Below are 20972 nucleotides of genomic sequence, written 5' to 3' on the forward strand. Positions count from 1 at the left end.
GAATGCCGTCCTGTTAACCAAAAAGCACGAACAAGCGAGTCCGCTCTTTGCGGCGGCGTCTTCGCTTGCTCGTGCTTAATTTTTGTTTTTTGGCGCTTCTATTACGCGTACCTGGCGGACAGGCCGATGCAGGCGACCCCGGCCAGAATGAGCAGGCAGCCCGCGATCTTCAGCCCGGAGAGCGACTCGCCGAACAGGTAGTACGCCCCGACGATGGAGATGACGTAGGCCAGGCTCTGGATCGGATAGGCCAAGCCAAGGTCGACCTTGGACACGATGAAGAGCCAGAGAACGGTCGCGCAGCCGTAGATGAAGAGTCCGCCGAGAATATAGGGCGAGAACATCAGCTCGATAATGGCGCGCAAGGATTCGAACGGCTTGTCCCGCTGCAGGAGCCCGTATTTCCACAGAAACTGTCCCGTCACGAGCATGAGCGTATTCGCCAGGATGAGCAGGAATTGGACGAGGTTCATGTGGTCTCGCGTCCTTCCACCGCATGGCCGAGCTCCAGCAGCCGTTTCTCCATGACGGCAAACTCCTGGGTCAAGGTCTTGATCCGGTCGGATTGCTTGGACAAGCTGATCGTCTGGCGCACGAGCAGCGCGAGGATGAAGATGATCGTCACGAGAAACACGAAAGTCGGCATATAGGCGATGCCGATCCACACCGCGAACCGGTTGAGCAGCGGGATGCACGCGGCGGCCAGCACGCCGGCGGAAGCGGTCACGAGCCAGAGGAACGCATACCGGTCCTTCAGCTTTTGCGTTACCGTGAAGTAGACGATCAGCCCGAGGAAGAAGAGCGTAATCAAGATTGCGACAAGCTGGTTCATGGCTTAACTTCCCTTTCGATTGAATGCTGATGAATGGTGATTGTATGCTAATTGGTTGCTAATGGACGCTAAAATCCGGAGCTGCGGGCATCCGCGTCTAGGAAAAGCTTTTGCGGATGAGCGAGAACATCGTGACCTTCAGCATGTAATAGAGCGACTTGGACCAGTTGATGGACGACGTTCCGCCTTGGCGGCCGCGCATCTCGACGCTGATCTCTTTGATCCGGAAGCCGTGTTTGGACAAACTGACGAGCACCTCGACCTCCGGATAGTCCGTCGGGTAGCTGCGGGCGAACTGTTCGATCGCCGCCCGTCCCACGATGCGGAAACCCGACGTCGGGTCATGCACGGGAATGCCCGTCAGCAGCCGGATCAGCTGGTGGAAATAGAAGATTCCGAGCCGACGGGACAGACTGCCCCTGTAGCTGCTTTTCGCGACGAAGCGCGAGCCGATGACCATGTCCCAACCGTGAGCCTTGATTTCGTCCACCAGCTTCGCGATGTCCTCGGGCCGGTGCTGGCCGTCCGCGTCCAGCTGAATCGCGTATGCGTAGCCGCCGCGGTCGGCGTACTTGTATCCGCTCTGCATGGAGCCGCCGATACCGAGGTTTACGGCGTGGCGCAGCGAAGGAAACCCTTCGTCGCGTATAATGTCCGGCGTGCGGTCCTTGGAGCCGTCGTCGATGACGACGAAATCGTAGGACGTGTGCCGCTTCAATTCATTCACGGTCTTGGCCAATGTCGCTTCTTCGTTGTAGGCCGGAATGATGACCAGAATCTCGCTGCTGCGGTGCTGCTGTTTCATTGCGTATCCTTCTTTCCCGTCTTTCCGTGCGGAGGTTGCTTCCTACCAAATCTTATATAGTATAATAGAAAACAAGGCTGAAAAACCAGTTATTTGGAAAGGAGCAGAACTCTTGTTTTCATTACGCTCGGAGACCTCCCGCATGAGGACGTTCGTATGGGTGCTTATGGCGGCCGTTTTTCTGGTACATGCCGTGATCGTGCTTTGGCTTGGGGACCATTTTCTGCTCGGCTCTTACGAGAAACGCGACAACGACGACGTCAAGTACGTGTATTCCGCGCAGGTGCTGGTCGAGCAGGGCACGCTCGTGTACAACAGCGGTCTGCAGCCGACGAACTTCATCATGCCGGCCATTCCCGTGCTTCTGAGCGGCTTTGTTTCGTTTCTGGACCGCGACGCGGCCGTTATGGGCTTCCGTCTACTGCAATGCCTGATGCAGGCGGCTTCGATCTACTTGATCTTCATCCTGGCCCGGGAAACGCTGGGGAGGCGGGTAGCCGTGGCGGCTGTGCTGCTGGATGCGCTGTACATACCGAATTTGTTCGCCTCGGGAGCGATTCTAACCGAATCGACGTTCAAAGTGCTGTTTTTGTTGCTTATTTCCAGTTTTATTTACGCGGTGAAGCGGCGAACGGCGGGCGCGTACGTTTTTGCCGGCATCATGCTGGGGCTGGCTTGCTACGTGAAGCCGCAATGCGCGCTGATCCCCGTTTGCCTGCTCGTCCTGTGGCTGATGCGCCGCTACAGCTGGAAGGAGATCGTCAAGTACACGGCGATCGTCGGCGCGTGCAGCATGCTGCTGCTCACGCCCTGGTGGGTTCGCAACTACAACGACTTTCACGAATTTATTCCGTTTACCAAGTCCACGGGCAATCCGATGCTGCTTGGCGCGCTGATCAAGCGGGCCGCGCCGCCGCAGGGCTTCTTCGACCAATACCCGGAATACCAGGGAGACAGCAACAACCTGTTCGCCGGGTACGACGCCGAGCAGAAGCGGACGGCGCAGCGCCTGATCGCCTACGGCTTTAAGCATCAGACCCTGGCGTACACCTATTGGTTCACGGTAGGCAAATCGATCGAGCTGTTCATTAATCCGTTCTACTCCAAGCCCGTCCCCGGACTGCCGCGTCCGGCGATCAACGTCGTGCACTGGCTCTACGTGCTGATCGGCTTCGCCGGCATCGTCCTTACGGTCGTGCGGAGACGATTTCGGCCGGCGCTGTTCATCCTGCTGCCGTTTCTCTACTATTGGTTCATACATCTACCATTTATTACCTTCGGGCGCTATGGTTATCCGCTGATGTGCCTGTTATCGATCTTCGCCGCGTTTGCCATCGTATCGATCTTGGAAGCGAGCGGCGTGCTGCGCGGAAAGGAAGAGGTTGCCGAATGATTCGGCGGCCTCTTTTTTATTATGCTGCGCCTAGTTACAATATTTGTATGAAGCGGCTATGATTAGTCCGTGAAGCAAGGCAAAACAATGGGCGATCCAAATCCTAAGGAGGCGAATAAGGATGCAGGTTTCGTTATCGAAAGTCGAACTTCCGGCGGTACGTTTGGCCACGGGCAAGGAATACGTCACGATCGTTTTCGGCATTTGGCTCATCGGCGGCGTGTTCGTGGACGGGTTTGCGCACAATCACGGCGTCGTGGAGACGTTCTTCACCCCCTGGCATGCGATTTTGTATTCGGGTTTCTTGGCTTCGGCGGCTTGGATGGGCTGGCTGCTCCGGCAGTCGAAGATCGCAACGGGCGCGACCTGGCGGGAATCCGCGCCGGTCGGCTACGGCCTCGGACTGATCGGCGTGGTCGTCTTTCTGCTTGGCGGTCTCGGCGATATGTATTGGCATACCGTATTCGGCATCGAGCAGAACACCGCGGCGCTGCTGAGTCCGACCCATTTGGTCCTGCTGCTCGGCGCGCTCCTCATCCTGTCCAGTCCGTTCAGGGCAAGCTGGCACGATGCCGCTCTGACCAAACCCGATTGGGCGATGTTCACGCCGGCATTTCTCTCGCTCGTCATCACGACCGGCGCCGTAAGCTTCTTTCTTATGTACGCCTGGATGTTCCGCTACAATTTGCCCGCCTCGTCGACCGTAGACTGGTATGCGGGCCAATTCGGCGGCGGCCTCATTGCCGAAAACAACGAGATGCGCGGACTATCCTATATTTTGATCGATACCCTAGTATATATGTTTCCGGTATTCCTGCTCATGAAGCGGTGGCAGCTGCCGCTCGGCGCCATCACGCTCCATTTCACGCTGATCACGGTCATGATGAACGTGCTGGACGGCTTCCAGAACTATCCGTCGATCTTCGTCGCGCTTGCGGCCGGTTTGATCGGCGATATCCTTTATCGTGCGCTGCGGAACGGAGAGGGGCGCGCATCGGTCGCCGCCGAACGAATCATCGCGGCCGCGGTGCCGATCGCGCTGTGGAGCTTTTACTATGCGTGGATGGCGATCTCGGACGGCATCGGCTGGGAGACGGAGCTGTGGGCGGGATCGATCGTCGAAGCGACGCTGCTGTCGATGGGCCTGCAACTGCTCGCGGCGCAGAAATCGCCGGTCGGGAGATAATGCCATGAGGATCGCGACGGGGAACCGACGAGCGGGATACGCCGTATGCCTGCTCGCGGCGGTGTTGTTACTAAGCGGCTGCGGGAGCGCGACGATGGCCGGCGTGGACGTTCATCCGCCCACGAAAGGCCTGCTCCATTATCTCCAGCAGGCCGGACAAATGGCCAACGTATCCGACCGGGGCTATCGGGTCACGGTGGAAGCGGAAGGCACGGACGAGGACGGCCGGCCCGAAGGCGGCAAGGAAATTTCGTTGGCGCTGCAGGTGCTTGACCCTTCCGGCCAACCGGTCGACGACTTCGCGGAAGACATGACGAAGCTGATGCATTTTATCGTCGTCAGCAAGGACCTGGCGGATTTTCAGCATCTCCATCCCGTGTACGAAGGCGAAGGGCGTTTCGGGGTGAAGCTGACGTTTCCCCACGGCGGACCGTTCCTGCTCGTATCCGAATTCATGCCGGACGGAAAAGGGCTTACCGTCTACAAAACGTGGATCGACGTTGGCGGGGAAGAGCCCGAGGCCGCGAAGCTGAAGCCGGATGCTTTCCCAAGCGTCATCGTGGATGGCATCGAGATCAAGCTGTCCGCGATGCCGGAGCTGAGCGAGCTGAAGGCCGGCGGGATGATCATGCTGGATTTCGTGCTAAGGAAAGCGGACACGGGCGAACGGATCGTGTTGGAGCCGTATCTCGGCACGGCGGGGCATTGCGTCATTTTGGACGAGAACGCGCAGCAATACCTGCATGTTCATGCCGTCAGCGAGATGAGCACCGGCTCCAGCGTCATGTTCCATGCGGCGTTTCCGAAGGCGGGCGTGTATAAGCTCTGGGCGCAGTTTCAGTACGAGGGGCGCGTCTATACGGCGCCGTTCGTCGTCAACGTCCAAGGCGCCTAGCGTGCATTTAAGGAACGACAAAAAACGACATCCGCCGGTTCCGGGGATGTCGTTTTTTGCTGAAGTCGTTATGGACGCATGGCGCGCGCCATGCTTATGGCGTTACGCTGCGGAGCACGGTTAGATGGCCGTCGAGCGCGTAGCCGCCTAGGCTTGCCGGAAGCAAGAAGCATTCGCCTGCCTTGACGTCCTGCTTGCCGCCGTCCCAGCTCAGCGTGCCGTTGCCTTCGGCGATGACGAGGATCACGAAGGACTCCGGCGTCGTCGTCAGCTTCCAAGGCGCGCGCACGAGGCCCTTCTCCACGATGAAATACGGCGATTCCGCGATCGCGAGCCATTCGTTGCCATCGATGCCGTCCGTCTTCATGCGGCTTGCGCCGGCGCCTTCGTACGCGGTGACGTTGAGGGAATCCTCGACGTGCAGCTCGCGGAGCTTGCCGTCCAGTCCCGGACGGTTGTAATCGAACACCCGGTACGTCGTATCGGAGTTCTGCTGAATTTCGGCCACGACGACGCCAGCGCACAGGGCGTGCACGGTGCCGGCCGGGATGTAGAACGCATCGCCGGCTTCGACGGGAACTTCCTGAAGGCAGTCCATGACGCGGCCTTCCTCGATGGCGGCGGCGAGCGCCGGACGGTCAACGCCTTCCTTGAGCCCGTAGATGATTTTGGCGCCGGGCTCGGCGGCCAGGATGTACCACATTTCGGTTTTGCCGAGCTCGCCCTTCGGGAGCTTCTCGTACGAATCGGTCGGATGCACTTGGATGGACAGGTCGTCGTTGCAGTCCAGCAGCTTGATCAGGAGCGGGAAGCGGCCGTTCTCGACATAGCCTTTCGTGCCGAAGAACTCGCGTCCGTATTGCTCGCGGATTTCGTCGAGGCCAAGTCCGGCGAGGCTGCCGTTCATGACCTTGGTCGTGCCGTTGGGATGATCGCCGATCATCCAGCCTTCGCCGATGGCGCCGTCCGGCAGCTCGAGTCCGAATTGCTCCAGCGCGCGGCCGCCCCAGATGCGTTCTTTCATTTCAGGTTTGAATTGCAGCGGATAAGCTTGAGTCATGGATTTCTCTCCTCTAATCGTGAATTGTCTCTATTTAATATGGAAGGCGCGTAGTTCTAACCCTGATACGATGCAAAACGCTATGACGCAAATCGTCGCGCAGGCTTATTGCCGGTTGGCAGGCTGGAACATTTCCAGGAATTCGCGGTCCGGTCCTTCGAAGAAGAAGTAGCGCGCGCCGTTCGGCAGCGTCGTGATCGCCGCGTCGCGAACGGTGACGCCTTCCAGGCCGTTCAAGCGGGCGAATTCCGCCTCCACGTCGTCGACCGTGAACGCGACATGATGCGTTCTGCCTTCGGGCGCCAGCTGGCCGGAATAGTTTTGGATAAGCTCGATCTCGCTCTCCTCGCCGTCGGTACCCGTGAGGAAGGCCATCAGGATGATGCCGTCCGTATGCGTCAAGGAATAGAGATACTTGAGGCCGACGACCTCCGTGTAAAACTTGATCGATGTTTCCATGTTCGTCACCATGATGCCGACATGCTCCAATTTGCGAACTGCCATGAATAATTCCTCCTTAAAGTAGTATACCGGCAACATAGCTTACCGGCGCAAAACCCGCGGCATCATGCCTTCTTCTCGATGGCGGCCAGGTAGGGCGCTTCGGTCTTTTGAACGAAGCGGTACAGCATCGCCTGGCCCTGCTGCTGCGGGAGCGATGAAGCCCATGCAGCGACGGCCTCCGATTCCTGAAGGCCGCCGGGGTGGCCCGGATACAGCACGGCGGTTATGACGCCGCCGGGCCTCAGCAGCCGGAGGGCTGCCTCCAGCGCGGCAAGCGTGGATGCAGGCTCCGTAATCACGGCCTGATCCGCGCCCGGCAGATAGCCGAGATTGAACATGACGGCCGAGACGGCGCCGCGGTGCGCTTCGGCCACATGCTTGTCCATCTCCGCATGGCTGGCCTGGACGAGACGAAGCGGCCGGGTGTCGGCCTCATGCTCGCCGCCGGCATGCGGCGCCCCGGCCGCGGATGCACCGCCGCCGGCGGCGGCCGCAATCCGCGACCGTGTTCGCTCCAACGCGGCTTCCTGGATATCGAACGCGTACACCGTGCCGCGCGCGCCGGCAAGCTCCGCCAGAAACTGCGTGTCCACGCCGTTGCCGCAGGTGGCGTCAATGACGGCATCGCCCGGCGAGACGCGATCCTTCACCAGCCGCCGGGCCATGCCGAGCACGCTGAGAAAGCCCATTTATTCGGCCTCCCGCAGGCGGCCCTGCCACGTACCGCGGCTTGCCAGTTCATGATCGATGGCATTGAGCACTTCCCATTTCTTAAGACTCCACATCGGTCCGATCAGCAGGTCGCGCGGCGCGTCGCCGGTCAGGCGGTGCACGATCATCTCCGGCGGAAGAAGCTCCAGCGTGTCGACGATCAGCTTCACGTACTCGTCCTGGTCCAGAAAGCGCAGCAAGCCGGCTTCGTACTGCCTGACCATCGGCGTCTTGCGCATCAGGTGCAGCAGGTGGATCTTGATGCCCTGCACGTCCATGTTCGCGACGGCGCGCCCCGTATCCATCATCATCTCGTGCGTTTCCTGGGGCAGGCCGTAGATGATATGCGCGCAGACGCGAATGCCGCGGGCGCGAAGCCGTTTGACCGCATCCTCGTAGCAGGCCGTATCATGCGCCCGGTTGATGAGCGTCGAGGTCGATTCGTGGATCGTCTGCAGCCCCATCTCCACCCAGAGGTATGTGCGCTCGTTCAGCTCCGCCAAATAATCGACGACATCGTCCGGCAGGCAATCCGGCCTGGTGGCGATCGATAAGCCGACGACGCCCGGCTGGACGAGGATCGCTTCATAATATTCCCGCAGCTCTTCGACCGGCGCATACGTATTCGTATACGCCTGGAAATAACCGATGTACTGCGCCTCCGGCCATTTCTGGTGCTGCAGATCGCGGATCTTGTTGAATTGGGTGACGAGATCGTCCCTGCGGCTGCCGGCAAAATCGCCGGAACCCCGAGCGCTGCAGAATGTGCAGCCCCCGGCCGCGATGGAGCCGTCCCGGTTCGGGCAGGTGAAGCCGGCGTCGAGCATGACCTTGAACACCTTGCCTCCGAACTGTTCCCCCATTTCGAAATTCCATGTATGAAACCTTTTGTCGTTCCATAACCTAGGGGTTAAGGAAACGGCATCCGGCGTAAGTTGAACCTGCATGCGCGTATAGCTCCTCTTGCTTCTTATTTCTTTGTCGCGGTTAATTACAATCATAACGAAAAACCGCGCAAAACGCCATGAGGCCCCGGTTCGATTAACCGGAGTTACGCTGGAAATTGTCGGACAAGCAAGGAAATTAGCTGGAAAATGAAAGCGATTTTTTTAAAAAAAGGGCTTGCTATACCTTACATGACCTGTTATATTAAAAGTGCGACAGATCAACAAATTCACTGCATTTACTATCTTCCCACTCCTACTCATAGCAAGTTGGTTTTTTGGAAATTCGCGCGATCAAATCAGTGAGGTGATGAGGAATGAATACGCAAGTGAAGATTCCGCACGGCGACGAGAAAGTCACGGTTGAACTGACGAGAAAAGAATTGATGTCCCTGGCCGGCATCCGGTTCCACGACAATCATAAAATCGAGGTTTCCGCACGCAAGAAACTGCATGATATTTTGGAGTCGCAAGAGAGTACTCCGAGCCAGTTGATGAACTAAACGCCGTTCCGAACGGATTCAAGCCGCAGGCGAGCTACCGCCGCGGCTTTTTATTTTGCGCCCGTACGCGAATGGGACGACTGCGCCCGCATGGGCGGGGTTTACAAGGAGTGCGGAAATCGGGCACAATAAGGACTAGCTTGGAAGACGTGGAGGAATGAGTGTTTTATGCGCCTTAGAGGAAGAAAAGGAATTTTGGAAAGCATCGAGGCTCAGCCGGAGCTGGTCGTGCTGGATGCGGGACCCCACAAGGGACGCTGGCGTGAGTTTTTCGGGAACGATAACCCCATCTACATCGAACTCGGCATGGGGAAAGGCAAATTCATCAGCGACATGAGCGTGCGGAACCCGCAGATCAATTTTATCGGGGTGGACATGTACGATGAACTGATCCGCCGCGCGAGCGAGAAAGCCCGCCACGCCTGGGAAGCGGCCCACGGCACGGCGCAGCCGCCGAATCTGGCGCTGCTGCGCGCCAACATCGAGGGCATCGAGCAGATGTTCGCGCCGGGCGAGGTGCAGCGGATCCATTTGAACTTCAGCGATCCGTGGCCGAAGGCGAAGCATGCGCGCCGCCGGTTGACGCATCCGCGTTTCGTGGCCAAATACATGGAAATCTTGAACGACTTGGGCGAAATCCATTTCAAGACGGATTCGCAGTCGCTCTTCGAATTCTCGCTGAACAGCTTCGCCGACATGGAGCTGCTCATGCGCAATATCTCGCTTCACCTGCATAAGGAAGAGCTGCGCGACGATCTCGTGTTAACGGAGTACGAGGGCAAATTCGTCGAACGCGGCAACAACATCCACCGCGTGGAGGTCGTGATCGGCGAGAAGGCCATCGCTGCCCACCGGGCCGCGAAGCATGCGGCTCAGATGAAGGACCAGGCCGCGGAGACGAGCACGGACGTCAGCGAGCCGAGCACGGCGCCGACCGTGACGTCGGAAGGATAATGAAGACCCAAATACATGCGTGACCAAGCCACCGAACCGCCGATCAGGATCGCGACGGGCAGGAGGATCGGCAGCAGCGCGTAATCGACGAGCAGCCAAGGCATAAGCCAGGCGAAAATAGCCGTTGTGTGACCGGATGGGAAAGACGAGTCGCGCAGCGGCTTTCTGCATGTATGGACGGCTTCGAGCGCCTGGTAAGGGCGCAGGCGGCAAAATTTTCGTTTGACGATCGCGACCGGAATATGGCTGACGGCGACGGCGGCGAAAGACTGCCAGCCGGCGATGCTCCATAAGCCGGGCGCCGCAAGCGCCAGAAGCAAAGACGTAAGGAGCGTGAACGTTGCGCCGCCCGTGTGGGTAATGCTGCCCAGCCAGCGGCTCAGCCACCGGTTCAAGCCTTCGTGCGACGGCCTGCGGTTCGCCCAGAAGAATACACGCTGTTCATGCGTTAACGCCCAGAAAACCATATTGTCCATGGTGATCTCCTCCGGTATGCGAGAGTTCTTCCTCCCCCATTTTAAGCTCCGAATGTTTCCGCGGCGTCAACGATCTGCTAAGCGGATATTAATTTCTTCACACTCCCTTCATGAAGTCTTGATACAACGGTAATACAAATCCTTTACACTAACTCCAAAATCCCGGTGAGCCGCTCAACGACTTTAGTCCTATCGTCGAGCGCTGCGTCTGCCGGAACGATGGAGGCGATTTCCCATGCGGCTTGCTTTGTTTACGGATACGTTTGCACCCGAGATCAACGGCGTTGCCCGTACGCTCGAACGCTGGACGGATTATTTGCGCGCGCAGGACGTACCTTGCCTCGTATTTGCCCCGGACCCGGCCATATCCAAATCCCGCGAGGCTTCGCCTTTCGTGGAACGTTTCGTCAGCCTGCCGTTCTTCCTTTATCCGGAATGCCGGCTCGCGCTGCCGAATCCCCTTCACGTGCGCCGGGCGCTGGACGCGTTCCAGCCGACGATGATCCACGTGGCGACGCCGTTCAACATGGGGCTGTTCGGCATTCACTATGCCAAAAAACACCGGATTCCGCTCGTCGCCTCGTACCATACGCATTTTGATCGCTATTTGGCGTTTTACAATATCCAATGGATGGTTAAGATGTTATGGAGGTATATCAACTGGTTCCATCAGGATTGCCGGTATATATTCGTACCCTCCAAATCGACCCTTCATGATTTGAAGGAACGGGGGTGGGATGAGAAACGACTTGCCGTTTGGACGCGGGGCGTCGATACGAAGAGCTACCATCCGAACGTGGACAAAGCGCAGCTACTGGCTAAACACGGACTGCAGAACAGTCCCTATATCGCGTTTTACGCGGGCAGGCTTGCCCCCGAGAAGAACGTGGACGTCGCCATATCCGCCTTCGCGAAGTTCCAGCGGGACGTATGCAAGGACGCCGTATTGGTCATTGCCGGAGACGGGCCGTCCACGGAATCGCTGAAGACGCAAGCGCTGCAAGAAGGCGTCAACGCTCATTTCCTGGGCTTTACCGCCATGCCGGAGCTGCAGCAATGGTATGCGGCGGCCGACGTGTTCCTGTTTCCGTCGTCGACGGAAACGTTCGGCAACGTCGTGCTCGAGGCGATGGCATGCGGCGCGCCCGTGATCTGCGCCGATACCGGCGGCGTCACGGATACCGTCCGCCACGAATGGAACGGATTGCGCTGCGAACCGGGCAGCGTCGACGCGTTCGCGGCGGCGCTCGAACGGCTGTACCGCGACGAGAGCCTGAGCGGCCGCATGATGGCGCGCGGCCTTGCGCACAGCCTCAGACAATCCTGGGACGCGATCTTCGACGAGCTGCTGGCGAGATTCAGGGAGGTGTCCGCAACGGACGACCGTTCATCATTTCGTCACATTCGGGGCTGAGGCAACCGAAACTTTCCAGCCCGCCGAAACGTTAATTGAAAATGAAACATGATTTATTCGTAAATGGCAGAAAATAAGGGTGAGACGGAAGAAAACTGGGCCTCGATTCAGCACAGCGCCAATGCAAGCGTTTTTCTTCGCGATCTTGACGGTTGAGCGGCGTTTTCCACTTTTGACAAAAGTATGCCGGGCATGGAAAATCAGTAGGGTTGCGGTTTACAAAAAAAAGATACCGCGGCTGCCCGACAAACAAAACTAGAGAAAATATAACAAAAATGGGGTCTCAAGGGGGTAGTAAAAAGTAATGATTAACACCATCATTATTTTGTTTCAAATCTTTTTGGCTTTCGTAGGCGTTTATCAGTTCAGCATTTCCCTGTTCGGAATCGTTAGAAAACGCAGAGCCTCGCAGCATAAGCCGCAAAAGTCGTTTGCCGTCCTGGTCGCCGCGCATAACGAGGCGCAGGTGGTCGGAGCGCTCGTCGAGAATCTGAAAAACCTGGATTACCCGAAAGAACTTTACGATATTTTCGTCATTTGCGATAACTGCACGGACAATACCGCCGAGATCGTCCGCCAATACGGCGCGACGGCCTGCGAACGCAAGAATCCGCATCTCCGCGGCAAGGGCCACGCGATCGAGTGGATGCTGAAGGAATTGTGGGCGATGCCGCGCCAGTACGACGCCATCGTCATGTTCGATGCCGACAATCTGGTAGGCAACGACTTCCTGCTTCATATGAACAACGATTTGTGCGAAGGCCATAAGGTCATCCAAGGCTACCTGGATACGAAGAACCCGACGGATTCCTGGGTTACCGCCTCCTACGCCATCACGTACTGGTACTGCAACCGGCTGTGGCAGCTGTCCCGCCGCAACCTGAACATGGCCAATTACCTTGGCGGAACGGGCATGTGTTTCGATACCGAGCTCATAAAGGAAATGGGCTGGGGAGCCACGAGCCTCGTCGAGGACCTGGAGTTTTCCATGCGCTGCGTGAAGCGCGGCATTCATCCGGTACTGAACTACGACGCGAAGGTATACGACGAGAAGCCGCTCAGCTTCAAGGCTTCGGCACGCCAGCGGCTGCGCTGGATGCAGGGACACTTCACCGTGGCGAGAAGCTATTTCTTCCCGCTGCTGTGGCAGAGCATCAAGGAGCGCAGCTTCGTCAAGTTCGACGCGGCGCTTTACTCCATCTCGGTGTACAATACGTTCCTCGGCTTTCTCGTTACGGGGCTGCTTTACTTGGATAACCTGATTCCGGCGGACAACGCGTTCGCGTCCATTTATTACTACCTCCCGAGCTGGGTAGCGGTCGTGGCCATAGCGGCGACGGTCGTCATGTTCCCTCTGGTCATGGCGCTCGAAGGCATTAAGTCGTGGAAAATGTACGCGCATCTGCTGTCGATGGTCGTATTCCAGCTGTCTTGGCTGCCGATCACCTTCTACGCGTTTTTTACGCAGAACAACAAGCAATGGAGCCATACGCAGCATACGCGCGTTCTGCGGCTTGAAGAAGTGCAGAGCAAGCAGGTATAGCGGGCTGCTCCATTTGCCAGATAGGTATTGACAGCCGCTTGCGGGTCGTGCTATATTACTTTGGTAACATGTCTTGAAACGAAATTCTTTACCTCACGCACAAGCAGAGGCGCCCGCTTCTCACCTATTCGGCTGTGGCTGAACGGTATGCGTTCGATGATTAAGAACAGGCTTCAGCCGTGAGCTGATTACATTGCCTTTCATCTTGGTTATTGAAATGCGGGTCCCGAGCGGACCCGCATTTTTTGCTTTTGCTGGGAAGATCAGATCAGGAGTCAAGCTTCGCGCAATTTATTCTGATCTTTTTGAGAGAAGGGGACTTCTCGATTCATAAACTTTGGAGGTGGCAGGTTATTAGCAGGGAACATCAGATCAACGATGAGATTCGGGCCAGGGAAGTACGTGTTGTAGGTGCTGAAGGCGAGCAGCTCGGCATTAAGCTTTTCCGCGAAGCGCTGCAATTAGCAATTGATTTGAACTTGGACCTCGTAAACGTTGCGCCGACAGCGAAACCGCCGGTGTGCCGGATCATGGACTATGGCAAATTCCGTTATGAGCAGCAGAAGAAAGAAAAGGAAGCCCGCAAGAATCAGAAAATCGTTGACACGAAGGAAGTCTGGTTCCGTGCGAACATCGACGAGAACGACTACCAGACGAAATTCCGCAACGTCGTGAAGTTTCTGGGCGAAGGCGATAAAGTGAAATGCTCCGTCCGTTTCCGCGGACGCGAAATCACGCATGCTTCCGTCGGCCAGAAGATTCTGGACCGGCTCGCTACCGAAGTGGCCGATTTGTGCGTCATGGAGCGCGTTCCGAAACTCGAGGGCCGCAGCATGATCATGATTTTGGCACCGAAACCAACCAACTAACATTCTTTGAGGAGGAACACCACATGCCGAAAATGAAAACGCACAGCAGCTTGAAAGACCGCTTCAAAATCACGGGTACAGGCAAAGTCATGCGCTATAAAGCCTACAGAAACCACCTTTTGTCGGGCAAATCCGCTCGTCAAAAACGCGTTCTGGCCACGCAGCCGCTCTTGGCTTCCGGCGACGCAAAACGTTTGGCCCAAGGTCTCGCAAACATCAAAGGTTAACTCATATTCTTTACTAATCACTCGGGAGGTTTCTACTCATGGCAAGAGTTAAAGGCGGATTCGTCCGTGCACGTCGTCGTAAAAGAATTTTGAAACTGGCAAAAGGTTATTTCGGTTCCAAGCATCGCCTGTTTAAAACAGCTAAAGAGCAAGTCATGAAGTCCTTGCTTTACGCATACCGCGACCGTCGTCAACACAAACGCGACATCCGCAAACTGTGGATCGTCCGTATCAACGCGGCAGCTCGCCAAAACGGCCTGTCCTACAGCAAATTCATGTACGGCCTGAAACTCGCAGGCGTTGAAGTCAACCGCAAGATGCTGGCTGACCTCGCCGTGAACGACATCGGTTCGTTCAACGCGTTCGCGAACCTTGCCAAACAAAAAGTAAACGCCTAGTTCCGGCGTTCAAACGGAAGCGTCCTCCACTCGGAGGGCGCTTTTTTTCGGGCTTGCCGCGGAAGCTGCCTCCGCGCTGGATACTTTCGCAGGCGGCAAGTACAATAAGCTTTAGAAAGGCGGTCGATGGACATGGATACTCGGATTAACCAACTGCAGACTTACATGGACGGCAACGGAATCGACGCGATGCTGATTACCTCGCCGAAGCATGTGTATTACTTGACCGGATTCGCGACGGATCCTCACGAACGGTTTCTCGGACTGCTGGTGCCGCGGGGGGACGAAGCGTTCCTGCTCGTGCCCGCGCTTGATCGCGAAGCGGCCCAGGCGGCTTCCGCGGTAACGAAGATTCACACGCACTCCGATACGGACGATGCTTACGCGGTGCTAAGCAAGCTGCTGCCGAAGGGGATCCGGCGCTTGGGCGTGGAGAAGGAGCATCTCAGCGTATTGCGCTTCGAGGCGCTCGCCGCGGCGGTCGGCGGGGCGGAATTCGCAGACGTCGGCTTGCCGCTGCGCGAGATGCGCGCGGTCAAGACGCCACAAGAAGCGGCCCGCATGCGCGGCGCCGTGCGCCTCGTCGAAGAAGTGCTGCGGGAAGGCGTGGCCTTGGTAAAGCCCGGCGTGACGGAAATCGAACTCGTGGCGGAGCTGGAGTACCGGATGAAGAAACTAGGCGCGCAAGGACCTTCGTTCGATACGCTCGTCCTGGCGGGAGCCAAATCGGCAATGCCGCACGGCGCCCCGGACGGCACGGCCGTGCGCGAAGGCGAATTTCTGCTCTTCGATCTGGGCGTGTTTGCGGACGGTTACGCCTCCGACATTACGAGGACGTTTGCCGTCGGCGAGATTACGGACGGTATGAAACGGATTTATGGCGCCGTCCTGGACGGCAACCTGCGCGCGATCGAGGCTATCCGACCGGGCGCATCGTTCGGCAGCTTGGACCGCGCGGCGCGCGGCTCGATCGCCGCGGCAGGTTACGGTCCGCAGTTTAACCACCGGCTGGGACACGGCCTCGGCCTGGATATCCATGAATATCCGTCGATTCACGGAAATAACGAAGAACTGGTTCGCGAAGGCATGACCTTCACCGTCGAGCCCGGCATCTACGTGCCGGGAGTCGGCGGCGTGCGTATCGAGGACGATGTCCTCGTGACGGCGGATGGCGTCGAGGTACTGACGTCTTATCCGAAGCAGTTGACGGTTATCGGGTAAAGCCGGATGGACGACAAATCGTTGACGGGTTAACCACGGATAATAGAAAAAGCTCCGCAGACCGGCCGCGACGGGCCGTCGGTTTGCGGAGTTTTTTCGTTTGGAAGCTTCTATTTGGTGTTTTGCCTTAGGGACATCGGTACAATCCAACTCTCCTGCTAGCGAATAGAGTATAGGACAACGCCGTTTAACCTTCTGAGACAAATGCCGGGCAAGCGCATTTGTCATATAAGGATAACACAAGCAATGGAAGTACAAACACGAGGAGGAAATCCAATGCCACGCGTTACAAAAGAACAGGCGCAGAAACTGGTCGGCAAAACGATCTATGCGGTTCGTAAGGACGGATCGGTCGTTACGGGCAAGCTCGTTCGGATGCACCAAAACCAGCTGCAGCTGGTTCCGGTGGTCAACGGCAAAGAGGTGCAGACGAGAGCGATTATTCCGCTCGTGCTGTTCGATCTGCTCGCCATCGGCCTTTTTGCGGGAGGCGGCTTCGGCTTCGGGGGCTTCGGCGGTTTCGGCCCCGGTTTCGGCGGTCCCGGCTTTGGCCCTGGTTTCGGGGGCCCTGGTTTCGGCGGTCCCGGCTTCGGCGGCCCCGGCTTCGACGGCGGCTGCAATCAATGCTGCCAGCCCGGCCCCGGCTTCAACAACGGCCCGTTCTTCTAAGGCCCGCCGTGGAAGGCAGGAACAAGCTGGCTACACCAGCGCTTTCAGCATCTCGTAGCAGCGCAGATCCGAATAATAGCGGACGGTCTGAAAGCCCAGTCTGGCGTAGAGCCGCTGGGCTCTTGGATTTGATTGGTCCACGAAGAGTCGGGCGATTTTGGCCCCGTTTTGCCTGCCTTGCGTTTCGGCTTGGTTCATGAGGGTCGTACCGATTTGCTTGCCCCGGTGCTGCGGATGGACGACTAGCAGATCGTAGAGCAGGAGGTCGCCGCGAATATAGAAATGGATAAAGCCCGTGGGCAGGCTTCGTTTGGTTCGGGAGTGGACGAGCGAGACGCCGTCGCTTATGCGTTTGGGCAGCTCGCGTATCGTTTGGGCATCCCTGGGCGATGCTGTATAGGAGAGGGGAATCAGTTCCTGCTTGACCAGCCGGATGATTTCCTGGTCGTCCGTGCGCGCCCGGCGTGCGCGAATCATAAGGCATCCCGCTTTCTTTGGCATAGGGTGCTATATAGTATGTCGATCGGGCGGCACGCGCGCATCGCGGCTTCGGCGTACATAAGTTTTTCTCGGATTGCTTATCCTTTGTCTTGACGTTTGAAACGGCAAGGCATATAATTAGCTTCAAGCTAACAAGATGTCGCTTTACCGTTATAAAGTGATCTGCTATGAAGAGGACGAAGTGTTAAGGGCCCTTTTGCTCCAGAGAGCGCGCGGAACTGCTGAGACCGACGCCAAAATCCCTTTTCAACGAGCTCACCTCGGAGCTGTTTTCCTGAAAAGTTTCGCCGATGGGCGAAGCGCATTAGGGAAAATCGTAAGGCACACGTTAATGTGCCAAGGTATGAACAGACTTTGTTCTCGTTCTTACCTTATGAGGTTATGTGCCGTGAGGCGCATGACAAACTGGGTGGTACCACGGAAGATCAACCTTTCGTCCCTGGACGCGATAAGCGTCTGGGAACGAAAGGTTTTTTTGTTTTTTAGAAGGGAGGACGACTTAATGGTCGCTCAAAACGCAACGTTAAGGTCAAAAGAGGAAATCAAGGAAAAGCTGAGCAAACCGGAGGTCATCACGGGCTCTGAAATTTTGCTCCGCAGCTTGGTGCTGGAGGATGTCGATTGCGTGTTCGGCTATCCCGGCGGCGCGGTGCTTTACATCTACGATGCCATGCATGGATTTTCGGACTTTCAGCATCTGCTGACCCGTCACGAGCAAGGCGCCATTCACGCGGCGGACGGCTATGCGCGCGCCAGCGGCAAAGTCGGCGTTTGCATCGCGACTTCGGGTCCGGGGGCGACGAACTTGGTCACGGGCATCGCGACCGCGTACATGGATTCGGTCCCGCTTGTCGTCATCACCGGCAACGTCGCAACGACGCTGATCGGAACGGATGCGTTCCAGGAAGCGGACATTACCGGTATCACGATGCCGATCACGAAGCACAGCTACTTGGTGCGTAAGGCGGCCGACCTGCCCCGCATCATTCACGAAGCGTTCCATATCGCGAATACGGGCCGCAAAGGTCCCGTGTTGATCGACATTCCGAAGGACGTATCGGCAGAGCTCACCATGTTCGAGCCGGTAACGGAAGTAAACATTCGCGGCTACAACCCCACCGTTCAGCCGAACAAGCTGCAGGTCGACAAAATGATCAAGGCGATCCAGGAAGCGGAGCGCCCGATCGTATTGGCGGGCGGCGGCGTCGTTTACTCCGGCGGTCACGAAGAGCTGCATGAGTTCATCATCAAATCGGGCATTCCGATCACGACGACGCTGCTCGGCTTGGGCGCATTCCCTAGCGGCGAGGATCTATGGCTCGGCATGCCGGGCATGCACGGTACGTACACGGCGAACACGTCGATTCAATCGGCGGATCTGCTCATCAACATCGGCGCGCGTTTCGATGACCGCGTCACGGGCAAGCTGGCCGGCTTCGCGCCGCATGCCAAGATCGTCCACATCGACATCGACCCGGCCGAAATCGGCAAAAACGTGCCGACGGACATCCCGATCGTCGGCGACGTGAAGACGGTGCTGCAAATCGCGAACAAAGACGTGAAATACGCGGCCAAGGCGGACGCATGGCGGGCGCAGCTGCTCGCTTCCAAGCTGGATAAGCCGTTCCGGTATACGGACAGCGAAGAAGAGTTGAAGCCGCAATGGGTTATCGAGATGCTGTACGAGGAATCCAAAGGCGAAGCGATCGTCACGACCGACGTCGGCCAGCATCAGATGTGGGCCGCGCAATTCTACAAGTTCAACAAGCCGCGTTCTTGGGTTACTTCCGGCGGCCTCGGCACGATGGGCTTCGGTTTCCCTTCGGCCATCGGCGCGCAAATGGCGAATCCGGACCGTCTGGTCATCTCCATCAACGGCGACGGCGGCATTCAGATGTGCGCCCAGGAGCTCGCGATCTGCGCCATTAACAACATCCCGGTCAAGGTTGTCATCATCAACAACCAGGTGCTCGGCATGGTGCGTCAATGGCAGGAGCTGATTTACGATAACCGCTACAGCCATATCGACCTTTCGGGCAGCCCGGATTTCGTCAAATTGGCGGAAGCTTACGGCGTTCGCGGCTTCCGGGCTTCGAACAAGGAAGAAGCGCGTTCGGCTTGGGCCGAAGCCATGAACCATCCCGGACCGGCCGTCGTGGAATTCGTCGTGCGCAAGCACGAGAACGTTTATCCGATGGTTACGCAAGGGTCCACGATCGATCAAATGTTAATGGGGGATGCGGAATGAAACGACATACGATAGCCGTTCTCGTCAACGACCAGCCCGGCGTCCTCCAGCGCGTATCCGGCTTGTTCGGACGCCGCGGCTTCAATATCGAAAGCATCACCGTCGGGACAAGCGAGGAAGCCGGCTTGTCCCGTATGGTCATCGTTACCACCGGCGACGACAACACGCTCGAACAAGTCATCAAGCAATTGTACAAGCTCATTGATGTCATCAAAGTCGTCGATCTCAGCGCCAACCCGATGGTCGGCCGCGAGCTGGCTCTCATTAAAGTAAGCGCGGAACCGGCGACGCGTCCTGAAATCATGGGCGTCGTCGAGACGTTCCGCGCGGCCGTCGTCGATATCGGCACGCACTCCATGATGGTCCAAGTCGTCGGCGATACGGAGAAGATCGATGCGATGGTCGAGCTCATGAAGCCTTACGGCATCCGCGAACTGTCCCGCACGGGCGTCACCGCAATGACGCGCGGCAACGCGAAATAACGAACTAACGCCGCTTTTGAGCGGGGGTTAGAGCGCGGATGACGATGCCGCCGAGAGCTCCCGGGTATGCGTCCCGCCTGTAACACCCGCTCAAAAGGGTCCAATAAAAGGAGGCTTCATCTACAAATGGCAGTTACATTGTATTATGAAAAAGATGCAGACCAAAGCGTTCTGCAAGGCAAAACGATCGCAGTTATCGGTTACGGTTCCCAAGGTCACGCGCAAGCGCAAAACCTGCGCGACAGCGGACTGAAAGTCATCATCGGCCTTCGCGCCGGCAAATCCGCCGAGAAAGCCAAAAACGACGGTTTCGAAGTTTTGTCCGTAGGCGAAGCCGTTAAGCTGGCCGACGTCGTACAAATCCTGATGCCGGACGAAACGCAAGCCCGCGTTTACAAAGAAGAAATCGAGCCGAACCTGAAACAAGGCGCAGCGCTGATGTTCTCCCACGGCTTCAACGTTCACTTCGGTCAAATCAAAGCGCGCAAAGACAACGACGTACTGCTCGTTGCTCCTAAATCGCCGGGTCACATGGTTCGCCGCACATACGTCGAAGGCTTCGGCGTACCCGGTCTGATCGCGATCGAGCAAGACGCGACGGGCAATGCGCAAGCAATCGGCCTGGCTTATGCGAAAGGCATCGGCTGCACGCGCGCCGGGGTTATCGAAACTTCGTTCCGCGAAGAAACCGAAACCGATCTGTTCGGCGAGCAAGCCGTTCTTTGCGGCGGTGCGACCGCGCTGGTTAAAGCAGGTTTCGAAACGTTGGTCGAAGCCGGCTATGCGCCGGAAATGGCATACTTCGAGTGTCTGCACGAGCTGAAGCTCATCGTCGACCTGATGTACGAAGGGGGCTTGTCCACGATGCGCGATTCGATCTCCAACACGGCGGAATACGGCGACTACGTAACGGGTCCCCGTATCGTGACGGACGAAACGAAAAAAGCGATGAAAGCCGTTCTGACGGACATTCAACAAGGTAAATTCGCGCGCGACTTCATCTTGGAGAACCAATCCAACAACGCGTTCATGTCGGCTACGCGCCGCAACGAAGCGCAGCACCCGATCGAAGTGGTCGGCGGCCAGCTTCGCGAACTGATGCACTGGATCAAGAAGTAAGACATTCTGTACCGGGCC

Annotated in this window: 24 protein-coding genes; 15 read left to right on the plus strand and 9 right to left on the minus strand. The window is 57.4% G+C overall.

Features of this window, described 5'->3' with window-relative positions; translation table 11 throughout:
* Positions 1 to 101: 101 nt before the first annotated feature.
* From AC50YL_RS27590 to AC50YL_RS27600, 3 genes are all read right to left on the minus strand, one after another.
* Positions 102 to 473, minus strand: coding sequence for an EamA family transporter (locus AC50YL_RS27590; protein ID WP_494836220.1), 372 nt, complete (start codon positions 471 to 473; stop codon positions 102 to 104).
* Entirely contained in the window at positions 470 to 832 is a 363-nt protein-coding gene (locus AC50YL_RS27595) for a DUF2304 domain-containing protein (protein WP_494836222.1), read from the minus strand. Before AC50YL_RS27595 ends, AC50YL_RS27590 begins: the two co-directional genes overlap by 4 nt.
* A gap of 97 nt (positions 833 to 929) precedes the next feature.
* Positions 930 to 1637, minus strand: a complete 708-nt coding sequence (locus AC50YL_RS27600) for a glycosyltransferase family 2 protein (RefSeq protein ID WP_494836224.1) — start codon at positions 1635 to 1637, stop codon at positions 930 to 932.
* A gap of 142 nt (positions 1638 to 1779) precedes the next feature.
* On the opposite strand from AC50YL_RS27600, the gene AC50YL_RS27605 reads away from it, so the two are divergent.
* From AC50YL_RS27605 to AC50YL_RS27615, 3 genes are all read left to right on the plus strand, one after another.
* Entirely contained in the window at positions 1780 to 3030 is a 1251-nt protein-coding gene (locus AC50YL_RS27605; RefSeq protein WP_494836225.1) for a glycosyltransferase family 39 protein, read from the plus strand.
* Between the two features lie 121 nt (positions 3031 to 3151).
* Positions 3152 to 4216 (plus strand): hypothetical protein, encoded by a 1065-nt coding sequence (locus AC50YL_RS27610; RefSeq protein ID WP_494836227.1) that lies wholly within the window; start codon positions 3152 to 3154, stop codon positions 4214 to 4216.
* A gap of 4 nt (positions 4217 to 4220) precedes the next feature.
* Positions 4221 to 5111, plus strand: coding sequence for a DUF8832 domain-containing protein (locus tag AC50YL_RS27615; protein WP_494836228.1), 891 nt, complete (start codon positions 4221 to 4223; stop codon positions 5109 to 5111).
* A 94-nt stretch (positions 5112 to 5205) separates the two neighbouring features.
* Here the strand turns inward: AC50YL_RS27615 and AC50YL_RS27620 are convergent, their stop codons facing one another.
* The 4 genes from AC50YL_RS27620 to mnmL all read right to left on the minus strand — a co-directional run bounded on the left by AC50YL_RS27620 (position 5206) and on the right by mnmL (position 8333).
* A complete protein-coding gene (locus AC50YL_RS27620) occupies positions 5206 to 6171 on the minus strand; it encodes a type I phosphomannose isomerase catalytic subunit (protein ID WP_494836229.1) in 966 nt (321 codons plus the stop codon).
* 105 nt (positions 6172 to 6276) lie between these two features.
* Positions 6277 to 6675 carry a VOC family protein gene (locus tag AC50YL_RS27625; RefSeq protein ID WP_494836230.1) on the minus strand — a complete coding sequence of 133 codons (399 nt, stop codon included), beginning with the start codon at positions 6673 to 6675 and terminating at the stop codon, positions 6277 to 6279.
* 62 nt (positions 6676 to 6737) lie between these two features.
* The gene (gene mnmM / locus AC50YL_RS27630; protein ID WP_494836232.1) at positions 6738 to 7364 is read right to left on the minus strand and encodes a tRNA 5-(aminomethyl)-2-thiouridylate-methyltransferase MnmM; all 627 of its coding nucleotides are present in this window, start codon (positions 7362 to 7364) and stop codon (positions 6738 to 6740) included.
* Positions 7365 to 8333, minus strand: a complete 969-nt coding sequence (gene mnmL / locus AC50YL_RS27635; RefSeq protein ID WP_494836234.1) for a tRNA modification radical SAM protein MnmL/YtqA — start codon at positions 8331 to 8333, stop codon at positions 7365 to 7367.
* A gap of 314 nt (positions 8334 to 8647) precedes the next feature.
* Between mnmL and AC50YL_RS27640 the strand changes: the two genes are divergently transcribed.
* Together AC50YL_RS27640 and trmB are read left to right on the plus strand one after the other, a co-directional pair.
* The gene (locus AC50YL_RS27640; protein WP_161746639.1) at positions 8648 to 8833 is read left to right on the plus strand and encodes a hypothetical protein; all 186 of its coding nucleotides are present in this window, start codon (positions 8648 to 8650) and stop codon (positions 8831 to 8833) included.
* A 168-nt stretch (positions 8834 to 9001) separates the two neighbouring features.
* Complete coding sequence (gene trmB / locus AC50YL_RS27645; RefSeq protein WP_494836235.1) at positions 9002 to 9787, plus strand: tRNA (guanosine(46)-N7)-methyltransferase TrmB; 786 nt, start codon at positions 9002 to 9004, stop codon at positions 9785 to 9787.
* Here trmB and AC50YL_RS27650 read toward each other — a convergent pair.
* Entirely contained in the window at positions 9706 to 10263 is a 558-nt protein-coding gene (locus AC50YL_RS27650; protein ID WP_494836236.1) for a phosphatase PAP2 family protein, read from the minus strand. The two genes, trmB and AC50YL_RS27650, sit on opposite strands and share 82 nt — an antisense overlap.
* A 235-nt stretch (positions 10264 to 10498) precedes the next feature.
* Here AC50YL_RS27650 and AC50YL_RS27655 point away from each other — a divergent pair, with 235 nt between their 5' ends.
* The 7 genes from AC50YL_RS27655 to AC50YL_RS27685 all read left to right on the plus strand — a co-directional run bounded on the left by AC50YL_RS27655 (position 10499) and on the right by AC50YL_RS27685 (position 16604).
* Positions 10499 to 11677 carry a glycosyltransferase family 4 protein gene (locus tag AC50YL_RS27655; protein WP_494836237.1) on the plus strand — a complete coding sequence of 393 codons (1179 nt, stop codon included), beginning with the start codon at positions 10499 to 10501 and terminating at the stop codon, positions 11675 to 11677.
* A gap of 304 nt (positions 11678 to 11981) precedes the next feature.
* Positions 11982 to 13220: a glycosyltransferase family 2 protein gene (locus AC50YL_RS27660; RefSeq protein WP_494836238.1), complete on the plus strand. Its 1239-nt coding sequence runs from the start codon at positions 11982 to 11984 to the stop codon at positions 13218 to 13220.
* A 371-nt stretch (positions 13221 to 13591) separates the two neighbouring features.
* Positions 13592 to 14089, plus strand: a complete 498-nt coding sequence (gene infC / locus AC50YL_RS27665; RefSeq protein ID WP_143111540.1) for a translation initiation factor IF-3 — start codon at positions 13592 to 13594, stop codon at positions 14087 to 14089.
* Between the two features lie 23 nt (positions 14090 to 14112).
* Positions 14113 to 14316, plus strand: coding sequence for a 50S ribosomal protein L35 (gene rpmI / locus AC50YL_RS27670; protein WP_494836239.1), 204 nt, complete (start codon positions 14113 to 14115; stop codon positions 14314 to 14316).
* Positions 14317 to 14354: 38 nt separating this feature from the next.
* On the plus strand, positions 14355 to 14714 hold the full coding sequence (gene rplT, locus AC50YL_RS27675) for a 50S ribosomal protein L20 (protein ID WP_161746633.1): 360 nt from the start codon (positions 14355 to 14357) through the stop codon (positions 14712 to 14714).
* Positions 14715 to 14846: 132 nt separating this feature from the next.
* Positions 14847 to 15935 (plus strand): M24 family metallopeptidase, encoded by a 1089-nt coding sequence (locus tag AC50YL_RS27680; protein ID WP_494836241.1) that lies wholly within the window; start codon positions 14847 to 14849, stop codon positions 15933 to 15935.
* A 276-nt stretch (positions 15936 to 16211) separates the two neighbouring features.
* Positions 16212 to 16604, plus strand: coding sequence for a hypothetical protein (locus AC50YL_RS27685; protein WP_494836242.1), 393 nt, complete (start codon positions 16212 to 16214; stop codon positions 16602 to 16604).
* A 30-nt stretch (positions 16605 to 16634) separates the two neighbouring features.
* On the opposite strand, the gene AC50YL_RS27690 is transcribed toward AC50YL_RS27685, so the two are convergent.
* Positions 16635 to 17081: a GNAT family N-acetyltransferase gene (locus AC50YL_RS27690; RefSeq protein ID WP_494836243.1), complete on the minus strand. Its 447-nt coding sequence runs from the start codon at positions 17079 to 17081 to the stop codon at positions 16635 to 16637.
* A 526-nt stretch (positions 17082 to 17607) separates the two neighbouring features.
* On the opposite strand from AC50YL_RS27690, the gene ilvB reads away from it, so the two are divergent.
* From ilvB to ilvC, 3 genes are all read left to right on the plus strand, one after another.
* Positions 17608 to 19353: a biosynthetic-type acetolactate synthase large subunit gene (gene ilvB / locus AC50YL_RS27695; protein ID WP_494836244.1), complete on the plus strand. Its 1746-nt coding sequence runs from the start codon at positions 17608 to 17610 to the stop codon at positions 19351 to 19353.
* On the plus strand, positions 19350 to 19835 hold the full coding sequence (gene ilvN, locus AC50YL_RS27700; protein ID WP_494836245.1) for an acetolactate synthase small subunit: 486 nt from the start codon (positions 19350 to 19352) through the stop codon (positions 19833 to 19835). Before ilvB ends, ilvN begins: the two co-directional genes overlap by 4 nt.
* A gap of 126 nt (positions 19836 to 19961) precedes the next feature.
* Positions 19962 to 20954, plus strand: a complete 993-nt coding sequence (ilvC, locus tag AC50YL_RS27705) for a ketol-acid reductoisomerase (protein WP_494836247.1) — start codon at positions 19962 to 19964, stop codon at positions 20952 to 20954.
* The last annotated feature ends 18 nt before the right edge of the window (positions 20955 to 20972 follow it).

The sequence above is a fragment of the Paenibacillus sp. J22P277 genome (assembly GCF_059383675.1).

Excerpts from the sequence above, each read along its gene's own strand:
- AC50YL_RS27610 (WP_494836227.1), top strand. The coding sequence starts at position 3,152 with ATGCAGGTTTCGTTATCGAAAGTCGAACTTCCGGCGGTACGTTTGGCC.
- AC50YL_RS27660 (WP_494836238.1), top strand. The coding sequence starts at position 11,982 with ATGATTAACACCATCATTATTTTGTTTCAAATCTTTTTGGCTTTCGTA.
- ilvC (WP_494836247.1), top strand. The coding sequence starts at position 19,962 with ATGGCAGTTACATTGTATTATGAAAAAGATGCAGACCAAAGCGTTCTG.
- AC50YL_RS27685 (WP_494836242.1), top strand. The coding sequence starts at position 16,212 with ATGCCACGCGTTACAAAAGAACAGGCGCAGAAACTGGTCGGCAAAACG.
- AC50YL_RS27680 (WP_494836241.1), top strand. The coding sequence starts at position 14,847 with ATGGATACTCGGATTAACCAACTGCAGACTTACATGGACGGCAACGGA.
- AC50YL_RS27595 (WP_494836222.1), bottom strand. The coding sequence starts at position 832 with ATGAACCAGCTTGTCGCAATCTTGATTACGCTCTTCTTCCTCGGGCTG.
- ilvN (WP_494836245.1), top strand. The coding sequence starts at position 19,350 with ATGAAACGACATACGATAGCCGTTCTCGTCAACGACCAGCCCGGCGTC.
- AC50YL_RS27650 (WP_494836236.1), bottom strand. The coding sequence starts at position 10,263 with ATGGACAATATGGTTTTCTGGGCGTTAACGCATGAACAGCGTGTATTC.
- AC50YL_RS27605 (WP_494836225.1), top strand. The coding sequence starts at position 1,780 with ATGAGGACGTTCGTATGGGTGCTTATGGCGGCCGTTTTTCTGGTACAT.
- AC50YL_RS27655 (WP_494836237.1), top strand. The coding sequence starts at position 10,499 with ATGCGGCTTGCTTTGTTTACGGATACGTTTGCACCCGAGATCAACGGC.
- AC50YL_RS27640 (WP_161746639.1), top strand. The coding sequence starts at position 8,648 with ATGAATACGCAAGTGAAGATTCCGCACGGCGACGAGAAAGTCACGGTT.
- AC50YL_RS27615 (WP_494836228.1), top strand. The coding sequence starts at position 4,221 with ATGAGGATCGCGACGGGGAACCGACGAGCGGGATACGCCGTATGCCTG.
- rpmI (WP_494836239.1), top strand. The coding sequence starts at position 14,113 with ATGCCGAAAATGAAAACGCACAGCAGCTTGAAAGACCGCTTCAAAATC.
- AC50YL_RS27620 (WP_494836229.1), bottom strand. The coding sequence starts at position 6,171 with ATGACTCAAGCTTATCCGCTGCAATTCAAACCTGAAATGAAAGAACGC.
- rplT (WP_161746633.1), top strand. The coding sequence starts at position 14,355 with ATGGCAAGAGTTAAAGGCGGATTCGTCCGTGCACGTCGTCGTAAAAGA.
- AC50YL_RS27690 (WP_494836243.1), bottom strand. The coding sequence starts at position 17,081 with ATGATTCGCGCACGCCGGGCGCGCACGGACGACCAGGAAATCATCCGG.
- AC50YL_RS27600 (WP_494836224.1), bottom strand. The coding sequence starts at position 1,637 with ATGAAACAGCAGCACCGCAGCAGCGAGATTCTGGTCATCATTCCGGCC.
- AC50YL_RS27590 (WP_494836220.1), bottom strand. The coding sequence starts at position 473 with ATGAACCTCGTCCAATTCCTGCTCATCCTGGCGAATACGCTCATGCTC.
- ilvB (WP_494836244.1), top strand. The coding sequence starts at position 17,608 with ATGGTCGCTCAAAACGCAACGTTAAGGTCAAAAGAGGAAATCAAGGAA.
- mnmM (WP_494836232.1), bottom strand. The coding sequence starts at position 7,364 with ATGGGCTTTCTCAGCGTGCTCGGCATGGCCCGGCGGCTGGTGAAGGAT.
- trmB (WP_494836235.1), top strand. The coding sequence starts at position 9,002 with ATGCGCCTTAGAGGAAGAAAAGGAATTTTGGAAAGCATCGAGGCTCAG.
- AC50YL_RS27625 (WP_494836230.1), bottom strand. The coding sequence starts at position 6,675 with ATGGCAGTTCGCAAATTGGAGCATGTCGGCATCATGGTGACGAACATG.
- mnmL (WP_494836234.1), bottom strand. The coding sequence starts at position 8,333 with ATGCAGGTTCAACTTACGCCGGATGCCGTTTCCTTAACCCCTAGGTTA.